The sequence below is a fragment of the Marinobacterium iners DSM 11526 genome (assembly GCF_900107855.1).
Classification (GTDB): Bacteria; Pseudomonadota; Gammaproteobacteria; order Pseudomonadales; family Balneatricaceae; genus Marinobacterium; species Marinobacterium iners.
In genome coordinates this window covers 17628-32441 of sequence record NZ_FNRJ01000026.1, presented here as the reverse complement: position 1 = coordinate 32441, position 14814 = coordinate 17628, and the positions used below count along the sequence as shown (strand labels likewise).

Annotated in this window: 21 protein-coding genes and 2 pseudogenes; 21 read left to right on the top strand and 2 right to left on the bottom strand. The window is 44.8% G+C overall.

Annotated elements, in window-relative coordinates:
- Window positions 1–215: leucine zipper domain-containing protein (locus tag BLV48_RS17515; RefSeq protein WP_139253966.1), on the bottom strand; the 215-nt coding region annotated here is incomplete at its 3' end.
- A gap of 97 nt (window positions 216–312) precedes the next feature.
- On the opposite strand from BLV48_RS17515, the pseudogene BLV48_RS17510 reads away from it, so the two are divergent.
- The 4 genes and pseudogenes from BLV48_RS17510 to BLV48_RS17495 all read left to right on the top strand — a co-directional run.
- A pseudogene (locus BLV48_RS17510) lies at window positions 313–906 on the top strand (HamA C-terminal domain-containing protein); the annotation flags it as partial.
- A complete protein-coding gene (locus tag BLV48_RS17505) occupies window positions 903–3446 on the top strand; it encodes a DEAD/DEAH box helicase (protein ID WP_091828082.1) in 2544 nt (847 codons plus the stop codon). The pseudogene BLV48_RS17510 and the gene BLV48_RS17505, both read left to right, overlap by 4 nt.
- Window positions 3447–3614: 168 nt before the next feature.
- A complete protein-coding gene (locus tag BLV48_RS17500; protein ID WP_091828081.1) occupies window positions 3615–4016 on the top strand; it encodes a GFA family protein in 402 nt (133 codons plus the stop codon).
- A gap of 59 nt (window positions 4017–4075) precedes the next feature.
- Window positions 4076–4612 (top strand): DUF924 family protein, encoded by a 537-nt coding sequence (locus BLV48_RS17495; RefSeq protein WP_091828080.1) that lies wholly within the window; start codon window positions 4076–4078, stop codon window positions 4610–4612.
- Window positions 4613–4651: 39 nt separating this feature from the next.
- Here BLV48_RS17495 and BLV48_RS19055 read toward each other — a convergent pair whose 3' ends face one another.
- The gene (locus BLV48_RS19055) at window positions 4652–4831 is read right to left on the bottom strand and encodes a DDE-type integrase/transposase/recombinase (RefSeq protein WP_175527720.1); all 180 of its coding nucleotides are present in this window, start codon (window positions 4829–4831) and stop codon (window positions 4652–4654) included.
- A 31-nt stretch (window positions 4832–4862) separates the two neighbouring features.
- Here BLV48_RS19055 and BLV48_RS19630 point away from each other — a divergent pair, with 31 nt between their 5' ends.
- The 17 genes and pseudogenes from BLV48_RS19630 (at window position 4863) to BLV48_RS17405 (ending at window position 14755) form a co-directional block, all read left to right on the top strand.
- A complete protein-coding gene (locus tag BLV48_RS19630; RefSeq protein WP_422730703.1) occupies window positions 4863–5438 on the top strand; it encodes a GFA family protein in 576 nt (191 codons plus the stop codon).
- Between the two features lie 66 nt (window positions 5439–5504).
- Entirely contained in the window at window positions 5505–5972 is a 468-nt protein-coding gene (locus tag BLV48_RS17480) for a GNAT family N-acetyltransferase (protein ID WP_091828078.1), read from the top strand.
- Window positions 5969–6115: a GFA family protein gene (locus tag BLV48_RS17475; protein WP_175527719.1), complete on the top strand. Its 147-nt coding sequence runs from the start codon at window positions 5969–5971 to the stop codon at window positions 6113–6115. The genes BLV48_RS17480 and BLV48_RS17475 overlap by 4 nt, the downstream gene beginning before the upstream one ends.
- 47 nt (window positions 6116–6162) lie before the next feature.
- Complete coding sequence (locus BLV48_RS17470; RefSeq protein ID WP_091828077.1) at window positions 6163–6411, top strand: DUF924 family protein; 249 nt, start codon at window positions 6163–6165, stop codon at window positions 6409–6411.
- Between the two features lie 125 nt (window positions 6412–6536).
- Window positions 6537–6947, top strand: coding sequence for a DUF4279 domain-containing protein (locus BLV48_RS17465; RefSeq protein WP_091828076.1), 411 nt, complete (start codon window positions 6537–6539; stop codon window positions 6945–6947).
- 115 nt (window positions 6948–7062) lie between these two features.
- Window positions 7063–7509 (top strand): hypothetical protein, encoded by a 447-nt coding sequence (locus BLV48_RS17460; RefSeq protein WP_091828075.1) that lies wholly within the window; start codon window positions 7063–7065, stop codon window positions 7507–7509.
- Between the two features lie 250 nt (window positions 7510–7759).
- Window positions 7760–7939 (top strand): IS110 family transposase, encoded by a 180-nt coding sequence (locus BLV48_RS19250; protein WP_217633053.1) that lies wholly within the window; start codon window positions 7760–7762, stop codon window positions 7937–7939.
- A 611-nt stretch (window positions 7940–8550) separates the two neighbouring features.
- Window positions 8551–8736 (top strand): annotated as a pseudogene (locus tag BLV48_RS17450) (IS3 family transposase); the annotation flags it as partial.
- 42 nt (window positions 8737–8778) lie between these two features.
- On the top strand, window positions 8779–9072 hold the full coding sequence (locus BLV48_RS17445; RefSeq protein WP_139253965.1) for a hypothetical protein: 294 nt from the start codon (window positions 8779–8781) through the stop codon (window positions 9070–9072).
- 121 nt (window positions 9073–9193) lie between these two features.
- Window positions 9194–9931, top strand: coding sequence for an SDR family NAD(P)-dependent oxidoreductase (locus BLV48_RS17440; RefSeq protein WP_091828072.1), 738 nt, complete (start codon window positions 9194–9196; stop codon window positions 9929–9931).
- Window positions 9932–10539: 608 nt separating this feature from the next.
- Entirely contained in the window at window positions 10540–11172 is a 633-nt protein-coding gene (gene catB, locus BLV48_RS17435) for a type B chloramphenicol O-acetyltransferase (protein ID WP_091828071.1), read from the top strand.
- A gap of 93 nt (window positions 11173–11265) precedes the next feature.
- Window positions 11266–12030, top strand: a complete 765-nt coding sequence (locus BLV48_RS17430; protein ID WP_091828070.1) for an SAM-dependent methyltransferase — start codon at window positions 11266–11268, stop codon at window positions 12028–12030.
- Window positions 12031–12320: 290 nt separating this feature from the next.
- A complete protein-coding gene (locus BLV48_RS17425; RefSeq protein WP_217633052.1) occupies window positions 12321–12737 on the top strand; it encodes a hypothetical protein in 417 nt (138 codons plus the stop codon).
- Between the two features lie 35 nt (window positions 12738–12772).
- A complete protein-coding gene (locus BLV48_RS17420) occupies window positions 12773–13306 on the top strand; it encodes an AAA family ATPase (RefSeq protein WP_091828069.1) in 534 nt (177 codons plus the stop codon).
- 117 nt (window positions 13307–13423) lie between these two features.
- Complete coding sequence (locus BLV48_RS17415; protein WP_091828068.1) at window positions 13424–13933, top strand: Lcl C-terminal domain-containing protein; 510 nt, start codon at window positions 13424–13426, stop codon at window positions 13931–13933.
- Between the two features lie 172 nt (window positions 13934–14105).
- Window positions 14106–14426 carry a DUF2834 domain-containing protein gene (locus BLV48_RS17410; protein ID WP_091828067.1) on the top strand — a complete coding sequence of 107 codons (321 nt, stop codon included), beginning with the start codon at window positions 14106–14108 and terminating at the stop codon, window positions 14424–14426.
- Between the two features lie 38 nt (window positions 14427–14464).
- The gene (locus tag BLV48_RS17405) at window positions 14465–14755 is read left to right on the top strand and encodes a DUF1330 domain-containing protein (RefSeq protein ID WP_091828066.1); all 291 of its coding nucleotides are present in this window, start codon (window positions 14465–14467) and stop codon (window positions 14753–14755) included.
- Window positions 14756–14814 lie beyond the last annotated feature (59 nt).

The window sequence follows — 14814 nt, the reverse complement described above, 5'->3', positions numbered from 1 at the left end:
ATCTGCCTCGGTGAGGCGTGGGGGCGGCTGGATGCTGACTCAAGACCAGCGTCACCAGCCTCTCGATAGCGAGCAAGCCACTTATACACCGTGCGCCTACTGATGCCGAACGTGTGGGCGATATCTTTGATGGATTGTTGCTGACGTATGGCGCGATCAACGATCAGGGCTCGAATATGGGGCGTGGTTCGTGCATTCTTATGGGGGTTGTTCATGTCGGTTGTTCTGTGCTGTTTGTTTGGCGATAACCAGCATCTCGAACTTAACCGGCGTGAACAACCTCCTTAGCACCCACACCTAGCACGAGACAAGTTCAGGAAAGGAATTCCGCAAGGTCAATTTGGTGAATTATTGCTATTCAATTTCTTGCAATATTTTTTCAAAGCACCTGCCTTACTAAGAAAAATGCCTTTGACTACTAGTAGAGGTCACGAGCGTTTCGGTGCTGATGCAATTCACTATAAAAAAAGCGGTAGAGAAAACGTTGTTTTCATAGGTGAATCCAAAGCATATAAATCGAATTATAAATTCAGGCAAGCATTTTCTGAGTCGCTCAGTAGCATAATTGATACATATAAATCTTTACAAGAAGAGTTGTTGTTATATACATATGATGATTTCATTGATCCACAGCTACAAGATATTGCTGAGAAACTTAAAGATGGTGAATTAGAGAATGTGAGATATGAACTTGTCTGTTTGATCTCATATAATGAATTAAAAAGCCCTCTTGGTGAATGTGAAAAGGAAATAAAACAAAAGATTGAAAATATAATTCTAGAAAGGTTTTCATCACTAGACTCAGACGTTACAAAAGATATAAGTAAGCCATTAGTTCAAAGGGTTCACTATATAGTATTTCCATTTTGGGATTTTGATGGAATGTTGGAAGGTTTTGATTCATGACTAATATATCCCGCTCGCAAAAAGAAATTGTAAACAATCTTTTAAAGGTTGAGCATAAAAATTATGCAGTCACTCTGGGGCTAGTAGATGCGCCTGCAACTCGTATTGAGAGAAAGGAGCTGGCAGAAGCCATATCGGTTGTTGATAGACTATCTAGAAATGATCAAGAGTTTGCAAAGCGGGTAGCTATATTAACAATTGCTTTATCGTGGGAGTACACAAATGAAGACTATAAAGACTCCTTGCGAGAAATATATATCACCGCATTGACTCGAATGGGTGTGGCTCCATCAACAGTATTAGTTGATGAAAACTTCAAGAATGAAGGTATCTACAGTCCATTTAGTAGTTACATCAACAAGCTTGCAGTCATTGCGAATCAATTAAAATATGAAGTTAATATTTATGATAAAACATATCTACTAACAGATTTTCAAAAGAGAGTTTGGGACTCTATAGACACCAATAAAGTTGTTTGTATATCAGCTCCAACCTCTGCTGGAAAATCATTTTCAATATACTTAAAAATCATTCAAAAGTTAACACAAGATTATAGAAAAGTAGTTTACGTTGTTCCTACAATAAGTCTTGTGAACCAAGTAACGAAAGATCTTTCTAGTTTGGTCAAAGAATTTAATCTTAGTGACACTGAAATATATACTCACATTCAAGAAGAACAGCCAGAAAAGTATATCTATGTATTAACGCAGGAGAGAGCTATATCAGGATTTAGTGAAGAAGCTCACTTTGAGAATTTAGATATGCTAGTTGTAGATGAAGTTCAAAATATTGAACGTGTTGCAAGTGATGGCGATCAGAGATCAAAAATATTATATGACTTTCTAAAAGAGATAAAACATCAGACCACTACGAAAAGAATTATTCTAAGTGGCCCTAGGCTAAAAAATGTAGGGAATCTCGGGTTTGATATATTTGATGAAGTCTCATATGAAGCAGAGACAAAAGTACCACCAGTAGTCAATATTACTTATTCAGTATCAAAATTCAGAGGGAAGTTTTATTTCAACCAATACACTGATATTTCCGATGAGCCAAATTCGATTATAATTCAGTACAATGAAAAAATTAAAGGCTTAGGAGGCACACAATACAATGATAATTTCCATAGTTATTTAGAATTTATAATAGGTCGTATAAGTAATAAAAGTAATTTAATATTTTCACCAACAGCGAACCAAGCACGAAAGACAGCCAATTACCTTTCAAAAAACGCACACGCTAAAAATATAGAACAAGTTGAGTCACTTGCTGAGTATATTGCAGAGTTCGTTCATGAAGACTATGACTTGGTAGGGCTAGTACAAAGTGGAGTAGCTTATCATACAGGTAAACTTCCACTTCATATTCGTTCTGCTATTGAAGACTCATTTTCGAATGGCATCATAAATAACATTGTTTGTACAACTACCTTGATGCAAGGTGTTAATTTTCCAGCTTCAAACATAATTGTAAGGAACCCATACCTCTTTACTCGGAGAGTGAAAAACAGAGAGAATGTTAAACTATCAAACTATGAGTTTTCAAACTTGCGGGGTCGAGCAGGAAGGCTTCTTAAGGAATTCATTGGTAGAACAATCGTGCTCGACGAATCTTCATTTGAGATAGAGCATGGGAACGAAACTCTTTTTGAACACACAGAAAAAGAGCTGAGTACGGGATATAGTGAGTACTATGAGAAATTTAAAGAAGATATTGATAATTCAATTGAAAATGAAACTTTTATAGAAGATGGGAAAGAGAAATATCTCATCACGTACATAAGACAGACTATATATAGGCATAGGGAAAACAGTTTTTATCGACTGCAAGAAGTGGGTATAAACATAAGCAAAGAAAAAATACAAAAAAATATAGAGACTCTAGACTCTTTAAGTGTCCCATCTGGTGTTATATACAAGAATAGGTATTGGGATCCATATGATCTTGAAATCATATATCAGGGTCTAAAAAATAATATAATTTGTAAGTTACCAGCCAATATATGGGATAGAAATACTCTTGACTCTTTAAAAAGCGCAACTATAACTTTTTCAAAAATTATGCCTTACTACTTTAACAGGTATATTTCTAATCCAACAAAAGATAGTGATCAGTTAGATAAATATATCTGGAGTATCTGTAAATATGCTACAGACTGGGGGAGAGAAATCCTGCTTCGGGATATATTAAAGGAGCGAAATTTTACTGATGATGTTAGTGATCAAATAGATAAAGCAGTAACAACTATTTCTTCAAAAGTCTGTTTTGGTTTGCCCATGCTACTTAAGCCATTGTCGGATATGTCAGAAGATGAAAACTCCATACTAAGCATTATTGAAAATGGAGCTTACAGTAAGATCACCAAATACTTGATTGCAAAAGGAATTCCAAGAGATACTGCTATCTATATTAAGCAAACTGCTCTAGCAGATATTGATCAAGAAGAACCTGATCATCGTCAAATACAGAAAAAAATATCAGAATTAAGAGCTCATGTTTCACCTTGGATATTCAGTCAAATTGAAAGTGCAGGCATGTAATAAGAAAATCCAGGTGATACCTAAGGTGCACCTGATTTAGGCGTTAAACATCCGAGTTACCCACGAACAGTAGACACCTTCTATAGTTAGGTTTATCCCTGACGCGGAGGTGCAGCGCATCGACTACAATGGCGACCCGGTAGCACTGATCCATCTAAGGAGGCAGTCATGACCGAACATCTCGGTTCCTGTTTGTGTGGCACCGTTCGCTTCAAGGTAGAAGGGGCGTTTGACAGTTTTTACCTGTGTCATTGTCAGCACTGCAAGAAAGATACGGGGGCGGCTCATGCGGCCAATCTGTTTTCACAATCGGCTAAGCTGACTTGGCAGTCGGGTGCCGATGCCGTGACTTCATTTACGCTGCCGGGTACTCGTCACGGCAGGAGTTTTTGTAAATTCTGTGGCTCGGCCTTGCCCAATACTCAGATGGCCGGTGTGCTTATCGTACCGGCAGGATCTTTGGACACAGACGTGTCCATACTGCCAACGGCCCACATCTTTTCGTCCAGCAAGGCCAATTGGGAAGAGGCGTCAGAAGAGATGCCAACGTTCGAGAAACTGCCGGATTGAGCGGCCATCTGTACTAGACTGTTACGTGCGATGGTGTTTCGGAAGAGCAGGGGAGCCACATGTTTAAGGATGTTATAGATTTTTGGTTCAACGAGCTTGAGCCAAAACAGTGGTGGCAAAAGGATGGCGACCTGGATTCCATGATCCAGCGCCGTTTTGGCGCGCTTCATGAGCAGGCCAGGGTCGGAGAGCTGTTTGCATGGCGCGAAACGGCTCTTGGCAGTCTCGCCGAGGTTATCGTTCTTGATCAGTTCTCACGCAATATTTACCGTGACACACCCGGCTCATTTGCCTGTGATCCCATGGCGCTTGCGCTGGCACAATGTGCAATCTCAAAAAATCTGGACAGGCAGCTGTCTGCTATTCAGTGTTCTTTTCTGTACATGCCGTTCATGCACAGTGAGTCAAAGCTGATCCACGCAGAAGCTGTCAAATTGTATGAAGCGTTGGGTATTCAAAATAGCCTTGATTTTGAATACAGGCATAAAGCCATTATCGACCGGTTTGGCCGCTATCCCCATCGAAATAAAATTCTGGGTCGTACGTCAACTGAAGACGAAAAAGAGTTTCTTGAACAGCCAAATTCAGGGTTCTGAATGTCAGGCATGACGCCCGGATCGAACCGATCATGAAGTCTATGGCTGGGGCTGATCTACCGTGCCATTCGTCTTGGGCGTGTAGGGGCGCATGTACACATGCTTAATCCCTTCTCGTTGCAACACCGCATTGAAGCGACGGGAACGATAGGCTTGGCCGTTATCGGTCATCAGGCAGTTTGCGATCTGCCTGGCGGCCCACTTGAGTGTCAGGCGCAACTTCTGTATCAGCTCACCACACTGCTAACGCATGGCGCGATCAATGATCAGGGCTCGAATATGGGGAGTGGTTCGTGCATTCTTATGGGGGGTGTTCATGTCGGTTGTACTGTGCTGTTTGTTTGGCGATAACCAGCATCTCGAACTTAACCGGCGTGAACAACCTCCTCAATACCCACAACTAGTCAAGGAGGTTTGCCCAATGACTATATTTCGAGGCGGGTGCCTATGCGGAGCAGTCCGTTATGAAACAACGGCTGATCCGTTGAATCAGAGAGTGTGTCACTGCCAAGAGTGCCAAAAAGCTATTGGTGCTGCTTTTAACGCACGTGTGCTAATGAGCCTTGATGATGTGTCTATCACGGGTCCAGTAAGTACATTTTATTCGTCTGAAACGCTTGAGAGGGGCTCTTGCTCGCGTTGTGGTTCCAGCATTTTTTCTCGGCGTACACCTGCTGGAGTCATTGGGTTAACGGCAGGTAGCCTTGATGACTCATCACTTTTCAATCCTGATATGCATTTTTGGGTATCATCCAAGCAGCCGTGGCTAGAAATAGCCGATGATCTACCTCAGTATCTGGAAGGTCCGCCATCTAAAGGTTATTAAACTCGTGAGTTATGCTGGAAATTGGCCTAACAAGTGCAACAGAAGTCAAATTCCAAGGATCGGCTTATGTACCTGCGAGAAGTAATAAACGACGACATCCCCGAGATTTGTAAGCTCCCGAAAACACGAGAGGAGCTTTTTTATTGCTTCCCAAGTGCAGTTTACCCACTGTCGGAAGACACGTTACGTCAGAGCATAGAAACGCGTTCTGATTCGACTGTGGTTGAAATTGAGGGAAGAGTGGTGGCGTTTGCGAATTTTTACCGCTGGAAAGACGGACTGTGCTCAATCGGCAATGTTGTTGTGGCATCTGATGTAAGAGGTGCCGGTGTGGGCCGCTGTCTGATCAACCATATGGTCAAGCTGGGCTTTGAGAAGCATCACGCAAAGGCGGTTTCAGTGTCGTGCTTTAATCAAAACACTGCCGGGTTGCTGTTTTATCCAACGCTCGGTTTTCGGCCTTACGACGTTGAGCAGCGCATCGACTACAACGGCAATCCGGTGGCACTGATCCATCTAAGGAGGCAGTTATGATCGAACGATCTCGTATCGTACCGGCGGGATCGTTGGACACTGACGTGTCCATACTGCCAACAGCCCACATCTTTTCGTCCAGCAAGGCCCACTGGGAAGAGGCGTCAGAAGAGGTGCGAACGTTCGAGAAGCTGCCGGATTGAGCGGCACTGTTACGTGCGATGGCGTTTCGGCAGAGCAGGAGAGCCACATGTTTAAGGATGTTATAGATTTTTGGTTCAACGAGCTTGAGCCCAAACAGTGGTGGCAAAAGGATGGCGACCTTGATTCCATGATCCAGCGCCGTTTTGGCGCGCTTCATGAGCAGGCCAGGGTCGGAGAGCTGTTTGCATGGCGCGAAACGACTCTTGGCAGTCTCGCCGAGGTTATTAAAATTCTGGGTCGTACGTCGACTGAAGACGAAAAAGAGTTTCTTGAACAGCCAAATTCAGGGTTCTGAATGTCCGGCATGACGCATGGATCGAACCGATCATGCAGTCTATGGCTGTGGCTGATCTACCTTGCCATTCGTCCTGGACGTGTAGGGGCACATGTACAAAAGCGTTAGCTTTCCGGAGATACTATATGGAAGACAACGAATGCCGGGTTTATTTTGGTTTATATGGAGACGATTTTGACCCAAAGGAGATAACGAGCATTCTAGGAATCGATTCTACCTCTACAAAACGGAGAGGTGAAAATCTACCCAATAGTGTTCCAAAATTTAGTTCTTGGATTCTCTCTACTGCTAATGCTGCTGGGGATTCTGCCGATGTATACGAACTGTCTTCAGAGATAGTCAATAAACTCCAGCCAAAGAAGGATCTAATAATTGAAGTAATGAGAAGATTCAGAGCTTTTTCAAAGCTACAAGTTGTCTTATCTATCTCTATAAAAGAAAATGTGTCGACACCAGCAATAGGATTCGATGTAGATACAATAAAATTTTTGGGGGAAATTGGTGCTTTCATCGATATCGATACCTACAAGGAGTGAAGCTAACAAAAGGGTGTTGTTCGCCGTTGTCGCGGCTGGGACCTCCGCTACGCTGGCGCTTCGTTCCGGCCCCAAACCACGGTGTTACGTTTACTAACAGAATGGAGAGTTTCACTTGGCCAATCCAGTATTTGAGTTTCAAGTCGATGGGGAAAAACTCTCCGTAGAGCTGTCGGCGTTTGGAAAAATGGCTATCTCTCTAAACGGTAAGGTAGTGAAAAGTGTGCGTGAGTTCGGTCTACGAAGCACCCATAAAATTGACGTAAAAGGTACCGTATATACGATCGAGGCACATGTCTCTAATTTATTTACTGGCAAGATTACTTGCAGTTTATTTAAAAATGAAGAGCTGCTTTTTTATCAATATACCAAGGCGGTTTTAGGAGAAAAAAACAAATATTTGAGCTTTATATTGCTTATTGGATTTTGTGGAGTACTTGGTTATTTTATCCCCAAAATGGGGGCTTGGGCGTGGTTAAGCCCAATATTATTTATAGTGTGCGTTGTAGTTGCCATGTCAGGTCGAGAGCGTATATACAATGTTCAAACTAAAAAAACGTAACAAAGCAAAGCAAACAGGGAAAAACTTTTCGCTCGCGCTACAAGTTTTTCCCTGTTTGCGGCGTTATGCGTAAGGATTAAGCAATGAGTTTGTACGGAACGTTAATATTCTTCTGTGGGAAGATGGGAACTGGCGTTCCCTGGCATTGCCAGGCCTGGCGTTTGTGACCTAATAGGAGCTTTGCATCGCACCCTAAATGTCCTGTCCTGCGCTCAGGGTTGGTAATGCGTCTCTCGTGAAGGAGGAACGTATGAGCACTCCCTCGAGCAAGCGCGAAGTTATTCTTGGCGTGGACACACATCTGGATATCCATATGGGAGTTCTAATCAGCAGCACAGGTAAACTGTTGGGAGAACTACCAATGGAAACAAATACGGCAGGTTACCAGAAGCTGTTGAAGTGGGCACAGTCGTTTGGGCAGCTCAACTGAGCAAGTGTTGAAGGCACCGGCACCTACGAAGCAGGCCTAACTCGGTTCCTGCGAGAGCATGGTGTAACAGTCTACGAAGTGAACAGACCGGACAGAAGCCGACGAAGGCTTCAAGGTAAATCAGATCTCTATTGATGCAGAGAACGCGGCTCGTACAGTATTGGCAGGTCGGGCCGTCGCCATCCCCAAAGAACAGTCCGGCGCAGCGGAGGCTATGCGTATCATTTGTGTGGCACGCCGCAGCGCCGTTAAAGCAAAGACACAAGCAATCAACCAATTTAGAGCGCTGCTGATCAGCGCGCCCGTTGATATTCGTGCCAAGCTATTGCGAAGTAAACCTGAGGACTGCGTAGCAGCCTGCGCACGGCTCCGTTCTCTTGGAGAAACGCCACGCCTACATGCACTGACTATCAGTTGACGTGTTTTGGCCAAGAGATGGCACATGCGCAGTGAGCCCCGAACGAGAGCGTATATGGCACGCAGGGAGTGTGAAGGTCTATCAACCAGGTAGATTCATCGGTGTCTGAAACGCTATATAGTTAGAGAACTCTATCCACTCATTCTTGCAGACTTGACTGAGTCTTCAGGTTGTTACTTGACATAGGAGCGTCAATGCCGTATTGGAATCATTTTTCAACCGACTAAAAGTTGAACTGATCTATGCTGAGCAGTACCGAAGCATAGATGAAGCAAAATCAGCGATCTTCGAGTACATCGAAGTATTTTATAATCACATACGTAGGCACTCGGCTTTGGGCTATGTGAGTCCAGCGGAGTATGAGCGCAAATTTGCATAACTAAAGCGTCTACTTATTGTGGGTAAGACCATAGGCTTCACTATGAGCGCAATCAGAAATATCGGAATTGGAGTCATTGCTTTGCTGATACCCTTGGTAGCAGAGCTCTATTCACCAGAAACCGGCTTAGGGTTCGATGTACTGTTGTACTGGCCATTTGATTTCGCGTACGTGTTATTAGTTGGCTTTGTCTTCTTAGGATCAAATCAGCTCTTACGGGAATCAAAAAGTGCGGTTAATGCGATGGTTATAGGAGGTGCATTTTGGCTTGGATGGTTTGCAGTTTCTTTCCTTGCTGTTGGGCAGTTACATCTATCGTTGGGGTACAAGCTCTGAACCGCCCAATTAACAACTTAAAGCAGCAAGGGCCCTTTGGGCCGGGACGGGCTGAAGCCCGCCTCTTAGATTAATCTTTAGACTAAGCCCATCACCAAACACATATATAAGACTGAGTTAAATGAAAAAGAGAGTCGCATTAGTTACAGGTTCAACATCAGGAATTGGCAAGGCTATTGCCAACCAACTTGCTTCGGAAGGTTTTTCCGTTGTTTTCCATTCGCGTTCATCCGTAGAAGTTGGCCAGCGCCTAGCATCACAGAACGAAGGCGCTTCTTATTTCCAAGCGGACCTATCAAATCAAGCTGAATCGAAAGGCCTAATTGAAGATATTGCCTTCAGGTATGGGCGTCTGGATGTGTTAGTAAATAATGCAGCATTGACTGAAGTTATAGATCATTCAAATCTAAAGGCTGCTACTCCTGAAATATGGCGAATGCTTCATGAAGTTAATGTTATTTCTCCATGGACACTGATCTCTGAAGCTGAGCACTTGTTGAAAAATTCATCTTCCGAAGATGCAACTAGCTGTATTCTTAACATCAGCTCTCATGCAGGTGTACGCCCCAAAGGAGCATCAATTCCATATTCAGTAACTAAGGCTGCGCTCAACCATATGACAAAACTCTTGGCTTTGAATCTAGGGCCTGAAATCAGGGTCAACGCTATAGCCCCAGGCTTAGTTCATACCCCCATGAGCGAAAACTGGTCAGCGGCTCGCGAACTTTGGGCAACTAAAGCACCTATGAAGCGTGGTGCAGAGCCAGAGGAGATTGCCTACGTTGCTGGCATGCTAATCAACAGCTCCTATTTAACTGGTGAAATTGTGCTTTCAGATGGTGGGTTAAATCTAACATGAAGAAAGCATCTAGCAAATTGCAGCAGTTCGTGCCTGCGCCGCTGGACGTTCGTACCTCGCGCCGCTATGCAAGGCGTTAGCAATTCTGGGGTTCGGAGGTTATATGAATTCATTTTTGGATTTGCTTTTGTATAGGCATCGTCGCTTTAAGGGAGAAACCTATTTTAGAAATCATTTTCCTTTGATGCTTTTTATTAGCTCAATTTTTTCAATATTTCTTTCAGATTCTATTGCTTCATTTATTGTCATGGTTGGGTTTTTTATTTTAATTGATCTGCTCCTCGCACTAGGCGCATGGCTTTACTACAAAAATGATCTATAGGGGAAAAATTTGAAATCTAATAAGCGTAACCAAATCGAAGTTTATTACGGCGCTCGTTTTTTTCAATAAGCTTGGCACAAAAAATCACCTCTATAAATTCGCCTGTACGGGAATTAAGCATAATTATGAATGCTGGCCAAGTTTTAACGATGCTGAAATATTGAGCATAAGATTCACTCGCGGTCTGTCAACTAATAAAAAGGCAGCTTCGATAATAGTTGATCTCAATTTATCGGCGAACCGGACGTTAGGCAACGATATCATTCTAGGTTTGATGTGAGATTAAATGGAAAATTATTTTGAAAGCCCGTTCAAGGGAAAACTTCTGATAGAACAAGTTAAGAATCCCAATATTAAGGTGGGCCGCTATAGCTATTATTCAGGCTATTATCATGGACACTCATTTGATGATTGTGCTCGCTTCCTAGTGCCTGATCGCGATGACGTTGATAAATTGATAATTGGAAGCTTTTGCTCCATAGGAACAGGGGTCTCTTTTATCATGGCTGGAAATCAAGGTCACCGATATGATTGGGTTACATCATTCCCTTTTTTCTATATGAATGAGGAGCCGGCATTTTCGGGATCAGTTGATGCTTTCCAGGAGGCAGGCGATACCGTAATAGGAAACGACGTGTGGATTGGCTCTGAGGCAATGATTATGCCTGGAGTAAAGGTTGGCCATGGAGCGGTAATTGGCAGTCGGGCTTTGGTTACCAAAGATGTAGATCCATATACAATTGTTGGTGGCAACCCCGCAAGGGCGATAAGGAAGCGCTTTTCAGAACAGGAAATTTCAATGTTGCTAGATATGAAGTGGTGGGATTGGCCATTGGAAAAAATTAAAGAAGCAATGCCTCTTTTGTGCTCGTCTGATATTGAAGGCTTGTACCATTTTTGGCAGTGTTCAAGTGCCTGAAGAACGGCTGTTGTCGCCACTTTGGGGCAGGGACCAAAGCCGGGCGTTGGGCTTTTTGCCCTAACTATTCTCAATCTTTAAGGAATTCATGCATTGGACATTCCACGGATTTTTAATATTACGGAAAGTGCTCATCGCATCCACAATCCATTCACGTCTAACAAGTTTGTCACTCTTGGTGCTGCGCTGCGCCTAGAGTCAGGAATGAGAGTCCTTGACCTGGGTAGTGGTTCGGGCGAGATGCTATGCACTTGGGCACGTGATCACGGCATTGTCGGCACCGGTATCGATATGAGTCCGTTATTCACCGCACAGGCAGAACAGCGTTCTGAAGAACTCGGCGTTGCTCATCAAGTTAAGTTCATTCACAACGACGCAGCAGGTTACGTCTCTGACGAAAAAGCTGATGTGGCAGCTTGTGTCGGTGCCACATGGATTGGTGGAGGTATCGCTGGAACCATCGAGCTTCTGGCGAAAAGCTTGCGTGCTGGCGGAATCATACTGATTGGTGAGCCCTACTGGCGACAGTTGCCGCCAACGGAAGATATAGCCAAAAAATGCCTTGCCAACTCAATCTCCGACTTTCTCAGTCTGCCAGAGCTTCTCGCATCCTTTGGCGCCCTCGGTTATGACGTTGTTGAGATGGTTCTAGCCAATCAAGACGGTTGGGACAGGTATGAAGCGGCCAAGTGGCTCACAATGCGCCGATGGCTTGAAGAAAACCCCGATGATGAGCTGGCTGAAGAGATCCGCTCGAAATTGAGCACAGAGCCTGAACGCCACGCAGCCTACACGCGAGAGTATTTGGGTTGGGGCGTGTTTGCACTCATGCCGCGGCTTAACCCCAGAAAGGCCTAACATGCGACTACCTGGCCAAGGGGGGATACATCTGGTTTGCGCGTTCCGGTGGCAACATCATCGGTTGCTGCGCGCTGGCCCAGCCCGGCCAATCCCTGGCTGCTGGCAGCGCTCGTACAGCGTCGACAAATACAGCCTTACTTTAAGTCATGAAAAAATAGCTCCGGTGGGAGTCGACCTGTTGGTTTTTAACAGAATAGATGCACTTCCTGAGAAAAAGCAGCTGCGTACTTTGCGAGCCTGCACGAGTAAAGTACGCTTTGATACAGGAGTTAGCAAAGGGTGTTCTTATGAAGGTCAACACAGAGTCAAATCACGTTTACACCATGCAACGAGCCCAGACATCCACGGATGCGAGTGCCAACGCCGGATCATTCTCTTCTGCACTAACCGCAGCCATAACCAAAACGGACGCCGCTAAACAGGTTGATTTCACAAGCATGACGCGAAAGGAAATGTTTGATTGGATGAACGACCAAATCCGTAGCGGTGAAATGTCGCTTGATGAGAGCTCACCCTTCATGGGAATGACCATGAAAATATCGGCGGTGACCGGTCAGCCGGTCGATATGGCTACAGACACCACGCGTATCAATTTCGTTGAGAAGGCACGTTCAGGCATTGAAGCTGCCCGAGCAAACAACGATCTGGACTTGGTAAAGGCGTTGCAGGCTTCGCTTGAAACCATGTTTAGGCAGCAAATGTAGGTGGCCGGACAAACACTACTCTGAAATGGGCTGAAATGAACCATCGATTCGTAATCACCGGCGGCCCCGGTGGTGGCAAAAGTACAATTCTTAGTGCCCTGGCGAAACGGGGCTATCACGGAGTGCCGGAATCGGCCCGCAGAATAATCAAGGAGCGGTTGGCAGCAGGGTTAACACCTCGGCCAGATCCGGAGGCTTTCGCCCACGAGATACTGCGTTCGGATATCAAGAAGTATCGAGAGCTAAGAGCTTACGACCATCCTGTGTTCTTTGATCGTGGCGTGCTCGATGCGCTGTATATGCTTGATGAGGCACAAGCCTTAACGAGCAATGAAATCTCGCAGTACGTAAGCCAATTTCCATATAACGGCATTGTATTTTTGCTTCCTCCATGGGAAGAAATCTACACTACAGACTCAGAGCGCGACCAGACTTTTGAAGAGTCCGTAGACGTTTTCGAAGGTATGAGAACGTGGTATTCGGAATGGGGTTACGAGACGCTGGAAGTCCCACGCGGTACGCCCGATGAGCGTGTGTCGTTCATGCTGCAGCGGGTAAATAGTCCCTGACAAACCGCCATCGGCTACCAGAGTGAACTTCACAATGGAAAGGTATCTAACCGCTGACCATCGACAATGGAGCCGATCATTAAAGTGTCGGTTGAATGGGGTGCAAGGTAGCAGATTATGAAAAAAGTTATTACGTTTTTGGCATTCGCGTCATGGGCGATTTCAAGTGTCGTTTTGGCTGATTGTGATGAAAGCATTGCCGAAAGCATCCCGTCTTCACGTTTCGTTATCAACGGCAGCGAAGCCTATGACCGGCAAACGAAATTGACGTGGAGCCGTTGCAGTGTGGGTACCACTTGGGTGAATGATGCCGGTTGCATCGGTGAAGTACAGCTGCTGGGATTAGATGCAGCAAAACAGTTCGCACAGACGCTCGGTGGCGGTTGGCGTGTTCCAACGATTCAAGAGCTTGATAGTATTGTCGAACAGAGATGTTTCAACCCAGCGATTAATTCCGAGGTGTTCCCAAGAGTGGTAAATTCTGAAGAGGGTTCGCCGTATTGGAGTGATACCCGCATTGAGGAAATGCCATTACTCATTTACTTCATTGATTTCTTCGACGGAACCGTTGATGGTCACACCAAAGGGTTTCCACTGGCAGTGCGTCTGGTTCGCAGTGGAGCATAGTCTTTTAGCCTATGGAAACGGCACCCGTTAGAATAAAAAAATTGGCATTGAAGAAATTTCGTTGCCGCCGATCATTATGGAATTTTATACACTCTGGTAGCAATAAATGTGGCTGTTTTTTCAGTGGTCAAGAAACTAAATATTATTGCTGAAGATTTGCAAGGATAGCGAAATGGTAAGGTTTTATTTGGTTCTTGTGTTATTGGGTTTTTTTCTGCCGTATGGGGCTTTTATTCCTTGGTTGGTTGATAATGGCTTAGATATTGGTCTTTTTTTTAATGAAGCTGTGGCTAACCCTATCAGTATGTTTGCTTGGCTTGATGTTTTAGTAGCAGGTGTTGCTTTGCTGGGCTTTATCGTTGTAGACGGTCATAAAAATAAAGTGAGATACCGATATTTTGCAGTGCTTGGAACGCTGTCTGTTGGCGTGTCGTTCGGGCTTCCATTGTATCTATACTTCAAGGAAAAACAGTCCCTTCAACCGCGGTCTTAACAATGCGGAAAACGCATCACCCGAATAAGGATATGAGCATGCCTGCATACGTGATTGGTCACATTACAGTGAAAGATGATGACAAATGGGCCGAATACCGACATCAAGTGCCGGCGACCTTGGCGCCCTGGGGCGCGGACTTGATGTTCAGGGGGAAAACGAAGACTGTACTGAGTGGGTCTCACGTCCATACTGATGTGGTTGTGATTCGCTTTCCAGATGCTCAAGCGTTAGATGACTGGTACAGCTCGGAAGCCTATCAGGCGCTTATTCCGCTGCGCACAGAGGCGGCTGACGTGGATTTGATCAACTATGAGGCAGCTTTGTAACTGTTGCTTCAACGGGGGAGAACCCGATGTCCGGTCTGGTCGACCGAGCAGCCAGGGTA